The organism is Leptospira yasudae, from assembly GCF_003545925.1.
Classification (GTDB): Bacteria; Spirochaetota; Leptospiria; order Leptospirales; family Leptospiraceae; genus Leptospira; species Leptospira yasudae.
This window is the reverse complement of sequence record NZ_QHCU01000004.1, coordinates 384,193-398,218: the sequence shown is the minus strand read 5'-3', so window position 1 is coordinate 398,218 and position 14,026 is coordinate 384,193. Positions and strand designations below refer to the sequence as shown.

Genomic DNA, 14,026 nt, shown 5'->3' with positions numbered 1-14,026 from the left:
TATGATTCTTTCCCTGTTCTTGGTGACGGCGCTTTCCGTTTTTTGCATATTCAAACTTTTTAAAACTCGAAACCATTGAACCGTTCTACGCAATACTTCGATAAGCTTTCCGCGATCTGGGACGATTTCGAGCCCAGAAAGGGACAGATTCAACTTTCGCAAAAAATCGAAGAATCCCTGTTCAACGGAACCCATCTCATCGCCGAGGCGGGAACCGGGGTCGGAAAATCGCTCGCCTATTTGATTCCTGCCGCGCTCGCATCGATCGAACGCGAGGAACCAGTCGTCATTTCCACGGAAACAAAGTCCCTGCAACAACAGCTTTTGTTAAAGGACATTCCGATGGTTTCCCGAATCTTGGGGACCGATCTCCGAGCCGAAGTCGCGATGGGAGCATCCAACTACGTCTGCAAACGAAAGATGAATCACGTTCTTCGAGACGGAACGTTCGGACCGGAGATGATTCCTCATATAGGCGCTTTCAACGAGTGGATCAGAACGACGGAGTCCGGAAGAAAACAGGAATTTACCGGAACGGCTTCGTATGATTTTTGGAATAAGATCACTCGAGAAGCGGACAACTGTCTCGGAAGAAACTGTCCGAACTTTTCCCATTCGTATTATTTTTTGGAACGGGAAAAGTGGAAACGAAGCAATATCCTGATCGTCAACCATCACCTTCTCGCGGCGCATATCGCAAGCGACTTCAACATTCTTCCCGAATTCAGCCGGGTGATTTTGGACGAAGCGCATAACTTTCCGGATATTATCGGTTCCTCCTTTCGTCAGGAAATCCGTTCTCAAGAAATTCAAAAACTTTTACAGCAGATCTGGCTTCCGAATAAGAACACCGGTATCGCAGTTTCTCTTTCGTCGACCGCGCTCAAGGATCTTGTCACCAAAGCGGGAGAAGCTCTGACTACTTTCTTTAACGCGTTATCCGGAGAAGTTCCTCTGAATTTTTACAGCCCGCAGAGAATCAAACGTCCACTCCGTTTGGATCGGGGCGCGTTTGCCGCCGTACTCGCGGAGATTACGGAGATTCTTCAGAAACATCTTTCCAAACTTTCCAAGGACAGCGACGACATCACCGAAAAGGAATCCGCTCTCGTCTTAGAGATGTTAGCCGGCAGAATGGAAGAGATCGCGGTCGGTTTGGAAACCTTCCGTCTCGTGGACGATGCGAGTCTCGTGTATTGGATCGAACCTCCCGATCAAAACTCGAAAGAGATCTATTATAAAATTTGCATGGAACCTCTGAGTCCGGACGAAATCATCCGGGACTTGTTCGCTTCCCGTATGCAATCCGTCGTTTTTACATCGGCGACCCTTTCGACGAGCGGAAGCGATTTTAAATATTTCAAAAAGAAGATCGGGGATCTTCCCACCGCAAACATTACGGTCCCTTCTCCCTTTCCGTATCAAAAGAACGCGCTCTTGTATGTTCCGAGAGAGATCCGAGACCCCGTCGGAGATCCGGACGGGTATCACGCCGACCTTGCAAAACAAATTCTTTGGCTCATCGAGTTGACGCAAGGCAATACGTTCGTTCTTTTTACTTCGTTTAAATCTTTGAAGGTCGTATATGAGGCGATTCGTCCCCATACGAATCTTCCCTTATTCTCTCAATCCGATCTCGGACCGGACGGGGCCAAACAGATGTATCTGGAAACTCCGAACAGCGTGCTTTTCGGGGTCTCGACGTTTTGGCAAGGGATCGACATTCGGGGGGACAAACTCCAATCGGTGATCATCGCCAAACTTCCGTTCCAGGTTCCGAACGATCCCGTTCTCGAAACCAAAAGTGAGAAGCTGAAGGAATCCGGCGGAAATCCGTTCGTCGAGCTGCAGCTTCCGTATGCCTGCACCGTTTTGAAACAAGGGTTCGGCCGTTTGATCCGCTCCGGAACGGATACGGGAATCGTTTCGATTTTGGATCCGAGAATGTTCACAAAGACCTATGGAAAGGATCTTTTGAAGTCCCTTCCGCCCGCGAAACTCGTTCAGAATCGGGAAGATTTAAGCAGAGAATTCGCCAATCTGCCGAAATAAATAGAAGACGCATTTCTATTTTTGAGAACGCAGATGAAGAATTCTTTAACCCGTTTTATTCCGATCCTTCTTCCCTTACTCCTTCCGATCCATACCTCTTTCTCCTTTGAAAGCAGGGATTTTACGGACACGGTCACCGATTGGAAGAAGGGTGAGATTCAGAAAATTCTTTCCTTTAAACTTCCGAAGCTGACCTACTCCGTCGAAGACTCGGATTGGGGTAAGGAGAATACGGCGAGAAATCTCACCGAGGCGAGAAAGAAGGCTTCTTTGCAAGCGGAAGAGGAACTAAAGAAATTTCTTTTCCGAAAGATCGATACGGTCAAGTTGGACGCGGAATTCACTCTTCGTGAAAAGATCAAAGAAGACTCGATGTTTCGCGAAGTCTTCAATCAGATCTACGAAATCGAACCCATCTTTACAACGGTCAACTTCGTCGAAAATCAAGCGGTCGCGAAAGGGGTCATTCGGTTCAAAGGGAAACGCGGAATTCTCAATTACGTTTTTCTTTCGTATGAAACCGAAAGTTTTCCGGAATATCCGGCTCCCACTCTCGCCGCCGAGTTCACGTCTTTGATCGTGGATGCGAGACATTTAAAATTGGAAACGGCTTTGTTTCCGGAGGTTCTTTCCGAAGAAGGAAACAGTTTGTATTCTCCGTATTTCGTTCCAAAGGAAAACGTTGTGCGAAACGGCTATGTGAGTTATATGAAAACTCCCGAGGAAGCGTTTCGTTCTCCGATCGCGGGCACCAAACCGTATTTCGTTACCGCGTTAGGCGTCACCGGCCATTATCCGGTCAATCCGGTGATCGCGGGCGAGGACGCAAGAAAACTTCTGGCTTCTCCGAAAACGAAGACGGCGTTGAAAAATTGTAAGGTGATTATTTTAAAGGATAAGTGAGGATTTTTCGGAGATCCGATTCGAAAATTTTCAAGTGATTTTTAGGATTTGTAGGAGTTCCTACAATGTTCAGATCTGAGAATTTTTCTTGCAAATAGTATGATTTTCTGATATAGGAGATTTGCCGTAATTTTCCCGCAAAGCCCGCCTCCACCACCCGACTTCGGGCGGGGGCGCCCTGCTATCACGAGAAAATCGTCGGAACTACGACAGGGAATTTCGACGCCGAATTTGTTCCCCTCAAAGATTGTTTGTAAATCTTGAGATTCCTTCCCCGATATCGATCTTTAAAAATTTCCAAAAATCGAACGGAATCTCATATCTTGTCCATTCAACCGGGACATCCTCGGCCGAATACGCGCCGGTTCCGTCGCAATCAAGCTTTGCGCGCATTTCTTGTAAAACGACTTCCTCCGATTCGAAAAGACGATACCGAAAATATTCTCCGCAATCTCCCATTCCTCTGTAGATGAAAGTTCATTTCGGATTTGAGTTGAGTGAAGACGTTTTGGAGGACTGAAATTCTCGGATGAAAGAAAAAGAAGAAAGGAAATTATTTTTGGATGGTTGTCCGAACGTTTCTTTCACGAACCAAAAATGAACGATTGAAATTCCGAAAACGATCGGAAGTAAAAAAAGAACCGAGCTTTTATAAAACCAATTCGTTTCATAAAACTCGGTTCTTCGATGCGATTCAAAAAGAAAAAACGTTTCGATCCGTTGTCTTAGTTTGAATCGCTCGTTTAACCGTGAACGGCTACGAGTTCGCTGAAGATCTCTTCCGCCTTTTTGAAGTTTTCGGAAAACAAATACGCGAATCCCAATTCGATTCGTTCTTGAACCGTAAGGCTTTTGCGTTTGGCTTCCATCTTAGGAATGCTTGCGATTTTTTCGGAAAATTCCTTCTTCTTATCGTCGAAGCTCGGAAGTTCTTCGTAACCCGGAATTTTTTCGAGTACGGATTTCGCCTCGTCGAATTTTCCGAGATGAACGAGCGCGAGTCCGAGCGCACCCATCACGTCCCTTTCTTCGGTAAGACGTTTTGCATTCTCCGCAAAAACTTGAATCGATTCCTTGTAGTTTCGGAGATGATAGTTGGAAAAGAATTCCGCCTTGCAGAAGTAATCGTTGGAAAAACGGGCCTTGTAAAGGGAAATCAATTCGAGAACGGTTTTGAAATCGACCGCGTCTTCGCTCGTCAAAATTCCGGTGCGTAAGATCGCGTAAGAAACGGGAACCGATGTCGTTTTAAAATAGGCGTAAAACTTCTTCGCCGCTTCGCGAAACTTTCCCGCTTCCTTCAACAGATAGGCTTCCAAAAGAGGGGAAAGAACGGAGGAACCTTTCAAGAAATAATTGATTCCATGATCGGAACCGGATTCAAAGCCAGCAATTCCACTCAGATGATTTAAAAAAACGTGATTCGGATTATTCTTTGCGATCTCGATCACTTCTTCATAAGAACCCGTTTCGAATAATTCCCAAGCGGACTCTTCAATGGAAGACGGATTGGATACTGCTAAATTCTGACCCATACGATACCTCTCTTTTTCTTATCGGATGGGCGGGGAGAATTCAGCTTAAAAAAAAAGTGAATCGCGTTAACTCAAGCGTCGCTCTCTGAACTCAGCATCTCGCTCCCTACGGGTCGCTCGACAGATCCCGTTTCATGGATAAAGTCGTTCCATCATCCTCGGGAACGGAATACATTCCCGGACGTGCTGCAATCCGCAGATCCAGGCGATCATTCGTTCCGAACCGAGCCCGAATCCGGAATGAGGAACCGATCCGTATTTTCGCAGATCCAGATACCAATCATAGGATTCCACTGGAAGTTTTTCCTCCTGCAGACGATGAACGATGTTTTCGTAATTTTCTTCCCGTTCCGATCCGCCGATGATTTCACCCACTCCGTCCGGCGCGATTAAGTCGGCGTTCAAGACCGTTTTCGGATCTTCGGGATTCACCTTCATGTAAAAGGCCTTCGCTTCTCTCGGATACTTTTGGATGAAAACGGGTCCGCCGAATTCGGTCGTGAGCATCTGTTCTCTTTCGGAATTGATGTCGTCTCCCCAAACGATGTCTTCCCCTTTCGACTGAAGAATTTCGAGCGCCTTCGTATAATCGATCACCGGAAAATCTTTTTCGAGATACGCAAGCAGCGGCGCAGGATCCCGCTCCAATACCTTTAGGTCCTGCAAAGAATTTTGAACGGTCTCTTGGATGATCGTCTTTACGAAGTCTTCCTGCAACTTCAAGTTCTCCGCGTGGCTCGCAAACGCCACTTCCGCTTCCACCATCCAAAATTCCGTCAAGTGTCTGCGCGTCTTACTCTTCTCCGCGCGAAACGTAGGTCCGTAACAAAAGACTTTATTGTGCGCGAAGATCGCCGTTTCCAAATACAACTGTCCGGTCTGCGCAAGATACGCGTTCCCCAAATCGAAATATTCCGTGGAAAACAAAGTGCCCGCGCTTTCTCCCACAGAACCGGTGAGAATCGGAGTATCGATCAAAAGAAATTGTCTTTCATGAAAGTATTTGCGGATCGCGAACGAAAGATTGTCTCTCACGCGAAGGATCGCGAGTTGTTTGGAGGAACGCAACCAGAGATGGCGTTGCGAAATCAAAAAATCGATCCCGTGTTCCTTCGGAGTGATCGGATAATTTTCGGATTCTCCCACGATGCGGATCGAATCCATCACGAGTTCGAAACCGATCGGAGATTTTTCGTTGCGCACGAGTTTGCCCGTAACCGCTACGGAAGTTTCCTGACGGAGATGTTTTACGGTTTGAAAGACTTCTTCGCCGAGGATTTCTTTTTCGGCCAGCACCTGGAGAATTCTTCCGCTGTTTCTTAAAGAGATAAACTGTCTTGCGTTGCTCCCCCGGATTCCGTGAACCCAACCTTGGACGACTACCGTACGATCCACGTATGTTTCTAATTCATGATTACTGACGATCGGTGTTTCAGACATGAACCCATTTTACGGTTTCGGTTGGTTCGGAAAGGATATTTTTTACCTGACAGAGAAGTCGGTTCCGAAATCCTGAGAAGTATGAATCCGGTTCTCTTAGATGGTAAAAAACTCTCCGAAAAAATCAGGGATGGAATTCGTTCCGAGATCGAAGAACGAAAAGCGAAGAATCTTAGAATTCCAAAACTCGCCACGATCCTAGTCGGAAACAACCCCGCTTCCGAAACCTACGTTGCGATGAAGGTCAAAGCCTGTCATTCCGTGGGAATGGGTTCGGAGATGATCCGTTTGGGAGAAACAACCACAACGGAAGAATTACTCGCAGTCATCGATAAACTCAACGCCGACGATAGCGTGGACGGAATCTTACTCCAACATCCTTCTCCTCCTCAGATCGACGAAAGAGCCGCCTTTGATCGGATCGCTCTTCACAAGGATGTGGACGGGGTCACCACTCTTTCTTTCGGAAAACTATCGATGGGAGTAGAAACCTATCTTCCCTGCACTCCGTACGGTATGGTTCTTTTACTGAAGGAATACGGAATCGAGGTCGCCGGGAAGAACGCGGTCGTGGTCGGTCGGTCTCCGATTCTCGGCAAACCGATGGCGATGCTTCTCACAGAGATGAACGCGACGGTTACGCTTTGTCATTCTAAAACCCAAAATCTTCCGGAGATCGTTCGTAGGGCGGATATCATCGTGGGTGCGGTCGGAAAACCGGAATTCATCAAGGCGGATTGGATTTCCAAAGGAGCGGTTCTTTTGGACGCGGGTTACAATCCGGGGAATGTGGGCGATATCGAAATTTCAAAAGCGAAAGACCATTCTTCCCATTACACTCCCGTTCCGGGCGGTGTGGGTCCGATGACGATCGCAGTACTTCTGCTACAGACGCTGTATTCGGCAAAAGAACACTTTACACCACCGGTAAAGTGAAAACGATGTTTCCAGATGGCGATCAGTTTTGACGAATGTTTTCAAACCTATCCGGAGCTTCACAGCCCTAGCGACCTCGACGAATTTTGGGCCGAGGCGATCCGGGATTTAAAAAACTTTCCGATTAAAAAACAATCCAAGGCTCTTCTCAAAGGTTCCATTATCAAGGAAACGATCTACGATATTTCCTTTCAGTCTTGGCAAAACGCGACCTTGAACGGAACCCTCGTCATTCCCCGAAAACGGGGAGATCTTCCCGTCGTGGTTTATTTTCACGATTACGGAAAAGACAGACCCGCAATCATCAAAGGACTTACCGAAACCGGGGTCGCACAACTCATCATCGATCTCCGCGGACACGGTTCGCAACTGGTTCGTCCCGAACTAAAAGAGGGAGAAGTCGCCGATCCGGATTGGACGCCCGGTTATTTTTCCAAAGGTCTCGACGGAAGAGACGCCTTCTTCATGAAAGGTCTCTATCTCGACGTGATCCGCGCCGTGGAATTTTTAAGACTCACGGACGGAATCGACGGCGACAAGATCATCCTCGCCGGAAAATCGATGGGAGCGTCCCTCGCCGCGTTCGGCGCCGCGTTTACGAACCGGATCAAAGGACTCATCTTAGAAACTCCGAACTTCTGTCATATAGACGACAACCAGCTCAAACTCGAAAAAAGCTGGATGAAGGAAGTCAACGCTCAGTTGAACAGTTCGAAAACCAAAAAGAGCGCGATGAAAAAGAGTTTAGCATATTATGATAGTATAAACTTTGCGAAGAAGATTAAGATTCCTACGCTGGTCTCGGTGGGAATGGACGACAAAATCTCGCATCCGAAATCGGTATTCGCATTTTTCAATCATCTCAACAACGACAAAAGAATGCAGGTCTACCCTACCGAAGGAAACGAAGCCGGTCTGAAAGGCGATAAACAGAACGGAGCCAACCTCGAATTCGTGAGGGAAATTTTCTTTCCCGAATGATCGAAGTCTATTTTCACAATTCCCTCTCGGGTAAAAAAGAAAAGTTCTCACCCGTCGATCCCAAACGAGTCACGGTATATTCCTGCGGTCCTACGGTTTACAACTTCGCACATATCGGAAATCTCAGAGCGTTTTTGTTCGTGGACGTTTTGCGCCGCTCTCTAAAACTTTTAGGATACGGCGTCGAAATGACGATGAACATCACGGACATAGACGACAAGATCATCCGTGATTCCATCGCATCCAAAAAAAGCATTCAGGAATTCACCGCTCCTTGGACGCAGGCATTTTTCGAAGATTTAAAAACGGTTTCCGTGGAAACACTCGAACACTATCCGAAAGCCACCGAATCGATTCCGGAGATGATCGACATCATTCAGAAGCTTCAGGCCAAGGGTCTCGTCTATGAGAAGGACGATAGCCTTTACTTCTCCATTCAGAAATTCAACGGATACGGAAAACTGAGCAAGATCGACGTTACCGGCATGAAAACCGGAACCCGTTACGATACGGACGAATACGAAAAAGAAGACGTGCGCGATTTCGTTCTTTGGAAAAGTCCTAAACTCGAAGGAGAAGCATCCTGGGACACGTTAGTCGGCACCGGAAGACCGGGCTGGCATTTGGAATGTTCCGCTATGATCCGCAAGGTGTATCATAGCGGAGTGGACATTCATACCGGCGGAGTGGATCTTTTGTTTCCGCATCACGAAAACGAAATCGCACAATCGGAAGGAGCGTTTCCCGGAGAAACATTCGTGGGAACCTGGCTTCATTCCGAACACCTTCTCGTGGACGGACAAAAGATGTCCAAAAGCAAGGGAAACTTTTACACGTTACGCGATCTTGTCCAACAAGGACTGGACCCGAAGGCGATCCGTTTTCTTCTGATCTCGGCGCACTATCGTTCCAAGTTGAACTTCTCCACGGACCGGATCGCGGAAGCGACCGCAAACATCCGTAAAATCCAGAACTGCCTGGATCGTCTTTTGGATTCGGAAAAAGATACGATCGTCTCCGATTCCTACGTATTCGCTTTGCCGGTAACGCAGGGATGGAAAAGGGAATTCGAAGAATCACTCGCAGACGATCTGAACGTTTCCAAAGCGCTCGCGGTCGTATTCGAATCCGTGCGCCAAATCAATTCCTTTCTGGATACGAACCAGACGGATTCTTCCCAAAGAATCGAATACATTCAACTTTTTGCATATTATGACCGTATTTTCGGTGTTCTCGATTTCTCATCGAAAACGGATCTAATCGATTCCGAAATCGATTCGTTGATCGAGGAAAGACAAACCGCGAGAAAAAACAAGGACTTCGCGCGTTCCGACGCGATCCGCGATCAGCTTTTGGCGCAAGGAATTCTGATCGAGGATACGAAAGACGGAATCCGCTGGAGGCGAAAATAGCCAGACCGGAATACATCTTCGGTAAGAGAACCCTCATCGAACTTACCGAGGCACATCAAGGGAACGAACATTCGTTTCCTTTTATCGAGCTGTTCGTTAAGGAAAACCCCGGAACCGAAATTACGGAGAAGATCATAAACCGGCTTCCTGCGTTCGTAAAAGTCCATAAGGTTTCCGGAAACAAATTGGATTCTCTCGTTCCGGGAAGAAATCATCAAGGAATCGTCGCGCTCAAAGCTCCCGCTCGGCAGACCGCTGACAAAAAGAATCTCGAAGAATTGTTAGCCGAAAAACCCGGAGCCTTCCTCATTCTGGATCGAATCCAAGATCCGGGCAATCTCGGAAATATTTTAAGAACCGCGGAATGTTTCGGAGTAAAGAATATCATTCTTCCCGAACGCGAATCCGCCGGAATCACTCCGGTCGTGGAAAAAGTTTCCTCCGGTGCATTATCTTTTCTTAAAATCTTTACGGTGAAGAATCTCGCGAACACGATCGAACTTTTGAAAGAAAACGGATATTGGATCGTTTCCACAAGCGATCGAGGCACGGAGGATTGGTCCAAACTTCCCGATCTTCAAGAACTCGCTATTTTGATGGGGAACGAAGGAGAAGGAGTCAAACGAATCCTGATGGAAAAATCGGATTTCGTTCTGCGGATTCCGATACACGGAAATCTTTCTTCCTTAAATGTTACGGTTGCGACGGGTGTCGTACTCGACCGAATCGTAAACCGAAAATAATTTCGCAAAAGCGATGCTTCGTCGCATCCTCACCGATCGATTTGCAATCTTGAGATACAACGCTCCATCGGCTCGAAACGATTTTTCCGTTTCAACATCGGTTACAAACAAACCGTTTGCGCTTGGAAAACGAGCATCGGAAACATTCAAATTTCTTAAATAACGAATTTCTTTCCGCCGCGTTCACTCCCGTTTTTCGGTGAAATTTCTTGCCTCGTTCCTTCTTTTGTTTTTGCGCGTTGACCTTCCCTTTTTTATTTACAATAACCTTATAATTCGAAGACCCTTCCTGATTTTATGATTTATCTCTTGCAATTTTCTCTTTTTCGTTTTCACTTGAAAATGATGAAATCATACAAATCCAGTTTCAAACTTCTCGCGTTTTCTCTCTGTTTCGCAATCCTTTCCTCCTGTTCCAATCTCTCCTGGGAAAAGGTGAAGGAGAAACTGAACCTCGCCAAAAAGAAAAGTACGGCGGAGGAAATCCTCGAAGGTCTCACGCTCGCCTTTTGGGGAGAATTCAATCATGAGCTTTATAAATTCGTTCCCGTTCCTTTGATCGTCACCAAAGGTCAAATCACGGCGGATCAATTCGCGGTCGCGACTCCCGAACTCAAAGAAGGAAAACCGAAAATCGTATTGATTCACGGCTGGGACTTTAAGGAAAAGAGTTTCAACCCGCCCACCGATAAGTTTACGAAGGTAAGCAATCTTAGAAGCACTTGGGACGACGCGTTGGAAATGTATTCGCAGAATCTTTCCGGTGTTCAAACGTCGTATGAATTGTATACGTTCACCTATCGCACATCCGATTATGTGGAAAGCAACGGAAAAAGACTGATCGATCGGCTGAACACGGTTTTCACTTCGGAAGACAAGGTGATTTTGCTCGCTCACTCGATGGGTGGATTGGTGAGCCGATCCGCTCTCTATCATACGAATAACACGAAGGATGTGATCGATTTCATCGTTACGTTAGGCACTCCTTACATGGGTTCTCCCTTTGCTTCTTCCAGTTATCAAGGAAACTTCGGAGCGATCGGCGAACTCATCGGATTTATGACGGGAACCGATGGAGGAAAGGACCTCGCCTATACGAACGCGTTGGGAGCTTCGTACCAAGTCCCTTCTCCGAGTGAAGCGATCAGCGGCGCACAGAACGCATATCTCGAACGATTACTTTCGGAATCTTCCAAGGATGGAAGAGTGACCGCGTTTTACGGGGAAATGAGCGTTTGCAACGGGCATCCCGGTTCCGAAGCGATTTATACGATCGCATGCAATATTCTTTCGAACGGAAGTCCGAGCTTTGCGAACAAAAGCGACGGAATTGTGACCTCGACGAGCGGAAAGATGTCCAACAAGATCGCTGCGGGAAAACAAATTTCCAAAGACTTCGACCACGCGCAGCTTTCCTTCCGCAATCACGTGGATAACACTTCGAGAAACACGTTTTTCAACCAAGTGATGACCGTCATCAACGCTCTTTAGAATGCGCTAGCTTATTCCAAACGGACGGCGATTCCCATTTCTTTCATCGCACTTTTTGTTTCTCGGATGGAATATTCTCCAAAATGAAAAATGGAAGCGGCAAGAACGGCGTCCGCTTTTCCGCGGAGAATCGCTTCCACCATGTGCTCCGGATTTCCGGCGCCTCCCGAAGCGATGATCGGAATTTCCAAAGAGGAAGAAAACGTTTTTAAAAGATTGATATCGAATCCGTTTCGTGTTCCGTCCCGATCCATGGAGGTAAGAAGAATTTCCCCCGCACCTTTCGCCGCGGCTTCCTGAGCCCAGTCGAGAGCCTCTCTTCCGGTTTCCGTTCTTCCACCGTGAAGGAAAATCTCGTAACGATCGCGTTCTTTGTGGAACTTTACGTCGATCGCGCACACGATGCACTGCGATCCGTAGATTTCGGAAGATTCTCGGAGTAATTCGGGATTTTGAAACGCGGCGGTGTTGATCGAAACCTTATCCGCTCCTTTTTCTAAAACGGCGCGCACATCCGCAACCGTTCTAATTCCGCCGCCCACCGTAAAAGGAATGAAGATTTTTTCCGCAATTCTTTCCACGAGATGCAGAAGGATTTCCCTTCGATCGGAGGAAGCGGTGATGTCCAAAAAGCAGAGTTCGTCCGCCAAGTTCTCCTCGTAGATCGCCGCGGATTCCACCGGATCCCCCGCGTCCACGAGATTGACAAAGTTCACTCCCTTGACTACTCGTCCGTCCTTGATGTCCAGACAGGGAATGACTCTTGCCGTTAAATTGCTCATCCGATCTTTTCCGGAAATTGAATATTCAGACCTTCTAATTTAGAAATCGCTTGAGCGGCACCGAACAGTTTTCCTTCCTGAAAATGAGGAGCGGTGATCTGCAATCCGATCGGAAGACCTTTCGCGTCGGTTCCCATCGGAACGCTGATCGCGGGAACTCCCGCAAGGTTCACGCTCGTGGTCCATATATCGGCCTTATACATCTGCACCGGATCCTTCGTCTTTTCACCTACCTTAAACGCGGTCGTAGGAGAAGTCGGTTGAAGAATCAAATCCACTTTCTGAAAGAAGGATTCGTATTCTTTACGAATCAAAACCCTCGCCTTTTGCGCGGTACCGTAATACGCGTCGTAATATCCGGCGGAAAGGGAGAATGTGCCGAGCAGAATTCTCCGTTTTACTTCTGGTCCGAAGCCTTCCGTTCTGGAATCGACATAAAGATCTTCGAGCTTTCCCGTATTGTCCTTTCTGGAACCGAAACGAATTCCGTCAAAACGCGAAAGGTTGGAAGAACATTCCGCAGTAGCGATGATGTAATAGATCGGGATCGCAAGGGAGAATTTGGAGAAGTCCAGTTCCACAAGCGTCGCGCCCTTCTCCTTCAATTGAGAGAGAAGTTTTTCGTAAGCTTGTGTGACTTCCGGTTGAATCTCGGGAGTCATTTTGATCACTCCTACTTTCAATCCTTTCAGATCGGGAGCGGAAACGTCGTTCGCGGAAAACGCGGGACGATTTACGGAAGTAGAATCCCTTTCATCCTTTCCGGAAATCACCGAATACAAATCGATACAACCTTGTACGTCCTTGGAGAAAGGTCCGATCTGATCCAGACTCGATGCATACGCGACCAGTCCGTAACGCGAAACGGTTCCATACGTCGGTTTCAGTCCGTAAAGACCGCAAAGAGAAGCCGGTTGACGAACCGATCCTCCCGTATCCGAACCCAATGCGAGTGGAACCATGGAAGCCGCGACTGCGGCTGCGGAACCGCCGCTCGAGCCGCCCGGAATTCTTTCCAAGTCGAACGGATTGCGGGTCGTCTGAAACGCGGAATTCTCCGTGGAAGATCCCATCGCAAACTCGTCCATGTTCGTTCTCGGAAACAGAACGAATCCTTTCGCGAGAAGTTTTTCAACGGCGTTTGCATGAAACGGTGATTTATAATTTTCTAATATTTTAGAAGAACAGGAAGTGATCGAATCCTGAATACAGATATTGTCCTTGATCGCGACCGGCATTCCGTCGAATTCCGAAAGCGGTTTTCCCGCTTTTCTGCGCGCGTCGCTTTCCGCGGCGGCGTCCAAAATTCTTTTTTCGTCGAGGGAAAGAAAGGCTTTTACAGAACCGTCGACTTCTTTGATCCGATCGATGCACGCCTTTGCGAGTTCCGTCGCGGTGATTTTTCCCGAATTCAGGGAGGCTTTGAGATCCGTATAAGAATTCTTTAATATTTCGTTCATGTTTCGATCACCTTAGGAACGACGAAATATCCGTTTTGAAAGGACGGGGCGAACTTTTCGATCTCTTCGCGGGAAAGATGTTTTCCCATCAAGTCCGGACGGATCGCGTTCTCGTGCTGAAAATAGATTTCGTCGTCTCCGATCGAACTTACGTCCAGCCCTTTGACTTGGTCGACGTATTCAAGGATCTTGTTAAAATCCGTAAGCGCGGATTGTTTTTCCTCGGGACGGATTTTCAAACGGGAAAGTTCCGCGATTTTCTGCAAAGAATCTTCGTTCAGGTTCATGATT

12 protein-coding genes are annotated in these 14,026 nt (G+C 47.4%); 7 read left to right on the top strand and 5 right to left on the bottom strand.

Annotated elements, in window-relative coordinates:
* Positions 1–75 precede the first annotated feature (75 nt).
* Together DLM76_RS13400 and DLM76_RS13395 are read left to right on the top strand one after the other, a co-directional pair.
* Positions 76–2,052, top strand: coding sequence for an ATP-dependent DNA helicase (locus DLM76_RS13400; protein WP_118965497.1), 1,977 nt, complete (start codon positions 76–78; stop codon positions 2,050–2,052).
* A 33-nt stretch (positions 2,053–2,085) separates the two neighbouring features.
* The gene (locus tag DLM76_RS13395) at positions 2,086–2,955 is read left to right on the top strand and encodes a TP0624 family protein (RefSeq protein WP_118965606.1); all 870 of its coding nucleotides are present in this window, start codon (positions 2,086–2,088) and stop codon (positions 2,953–2,955) included.
* A 743-nt stretch (positions 2,956–3,698) separates the two neighbouring features.
* Here DLM76_RS13395 and DLM76_RS13385 read toward each other — a convergent pair.
* Together DLM76_RS13385 and asnS are read right to left on the bottom strand one after the other, a co-directional pair.
* On the bottom strand, positions 3,699–4,490 hold the full coding sequence (locus tag DLM76_RS13385) for a tetratricopeptide repeat protein (RefSeq protein ID WP_118965495.1): 792 nt from the start codon (positions 4,488–4,490) through the stop codon (positions 3,699–3,701).
* 132 nt (positions 4,491–4,622) lie between these two features.
* On the bottom strand, positions 4,623–5,930 hold the full coding sequence (gene asnS, locus DLM76_RS13380) for an asparagine--tRNA ligase (RefSeq protein WP_118965494.1): 1,308 nt from the start codon (positions 5,928–5,930) through the stop codon (positions 4,623–4,625).
* An 81-nt stretch (positions 5,931–6,011) separates the two neighbouring features.
* On the opposite strand from asnS, the gene folD reads away from it, so the two are divergent.
* From folD to DLM76_RS13355, 5 genes are all read left to right on the top strand, one after another.
* Positions 6,012–6,866 carry a bifunctional methylenetetrahydrofolate dehydrogenase/methenyltetrahydrofolate cyclohydrolase FolD gene (folD, locus tag DLM76_RS13375; RefSeq protein ID WP_118965493.1) on the top strand — a complete coding sequence of 285 codons (855 nt, stop codon included), beginning with the start codon at positions 6,012–6,014 and terminating at the stop codon, positions 6,864–6,866.
* A 15-nt stretch (positions 6,867–6,881) separates the two neighbouring features.
* Complete coding sequence (locus DLM76_RS13370; RefSeq protein ID WP_118955821.1) at positions 6,882–7,847, top strand: acetylxylan esterase; 966 nt, start codon at positions 6,882–6,884, stop codon at positions 7,845–7,847.
* Positions 7,844–9,259, top strand: a complete 1,416-nt coding sequence (gene cysS / locus DLM76_RS13365) for a cysteine--tRNA ligase (RefSeq protein ID WP_118965492.1) — start codon at positions 7,844–7,846, stop codon at positions 9,257–9,259. Before DLM76_RS13370 ends, cysS begins: the two co-directional genes overlap by 4 nt.
* A complete protein-coding gene (rlmB, locus tag DLM76_RS13360; RefSeq protein ID WP_118965491.1) occupies positions 9,244–10,002 on the top strand; it encodes a 23S rRNA (guanosine(2251)-2'-O)-methyltransferase RlmB in 759 nt (252 codons plus the stop codon). Before cysS ends, rlmB begins: the two co-directional genes overlap by 16 nt.
* A 345-nt stretch (positions 10,003–10,347) precedes the next feature.
* A complete protein-coding gene (locus DLM76_RS13355; RefSeq protein WP_118956064.1) occupies positions 10,348–11,493 on the top strand; it encodes an esterase/lipase family protein in 1,146 nt (381 codons plus the stop codon).
* A gap of 11 nt (positions 11,494–11,504) precedes the next feature.
* Here the strand turns inward: DLM76_RS13355 and hisF are convergent, their stop codons facing one another.
* From hisF to gatC, 3 genes are read right to left on the bottom strand one after another with little or no spacing between them, the layout of a single operon-like run.
* On the bottom strand, positions 11,505–12,275 hold the full coding sequence (gene hisF, locus DLM76_RS13350) for an imidazole glycerol phosphate synthase subunit HisF (protein WP_118965490.1): 771 nt from the start codon (positions 12,273–12,275) through the stop codon (positions 11,505–11,507).
* Entirely contained in the window at positions 12,272–13,735 is a 1,464-nt protein-coding gene (gene gatA, locus DLM76_RS13345; RefSeq protein ID WP_118965489.1) for an Asp-tRNA(Asn)/Glu-tRNA(Gln) amidotransferase subunit GatA, read from the bottom strand. The genes hisF and gatA overlap by 4 nt, the downstream gene beginning before the upstream one ends.
* Positions 13,732–14,022, bottom strand: coding sequence for an Asp-tRNA(Asn)/Glu-tRNA(Gln) amidotransferase subunit GatC (gene gatC / locus DLM76_RS13340; RefSeq protein WP_118955828.1), 291 nt, complete (start codon positions 14,020–14,022; stop codon positions 13,732–13,734). The genes gatA and gatC overlap by 4 nt, the downstream gene beginning before the upstream one ends.
* Positions 14,023–14,026 lie beyond the last annotated feature (4 nt).

Bases quoted from the DNA above. Each gene is read 5' to 3' on its own strand.
- asnS (WP_118965494.1), bottom strand. From the start codon at position 5,930: ATGTCTGAAACACCGATCGTCAGTAATCATGAATTAGAAACATACGTG.
- folD (WP_118965493.1), top strand. From the start codon at position 6,012: ATGAATCCGGTTCTCTTAGATGGTAAAAAACTCTCCGAAAAAATCAGG.
- gatA (WP_118965489.1), bottom strand. From the start codon at position 13,735: ATGAACGAAATATTAAAGAATTCTTATACGGATCTCAAAGCCTCCCTG.
- cysS (WP_118965492.1), top strand. From the start codon at position 7,844: ATGATCGAAGTCTATTTTCACAATTCCCTCTCGGGTAAAAAAGAAAAG.
- DLM76_RS13395 (WP_118965606.1), top strand. From the start codon at position 2,086: ATGAAGAATTCTTTAACCCGTTTTATTCCGATCCTTCTTCCCTTACTC.
- DLM76_RS13355 (WP_118956064.1), top strand. From the start codon at position 10,348: ATGAAATCATACAAATCCAGTTTCAAACTTCTCGCGTTTTCTCTCTGT.
- DLM76_RS13370 (WP_118955821.1), top strand. From the start codon at position 6,882: ATGGCGATCAGTTTTGACGAATGTTTTCAAACCTATCCGGAGCTTCAC.
- DLM76_RS13385 (WP_118965495.1), bottom strand. From the start codon at position 4,490: ATGGGTCAGAATTTAGCAGTATCCAATCCGTCTTCCATTGAAGAGTCC.
- hisF (WP_118965490.1), bottom strand. From the start codon at position 12,275: ATGAGCAATTTAACGGCAAGAGTCATTCCCTGTCTGGACATCAAGGAC.
- gatC (WP_118955828.1), bottom strand. From the start codon at position 14,022: ATGAACCTGAACGAAGATTCTTTGCAGAAAATCGCGGAACTTTCCCGT.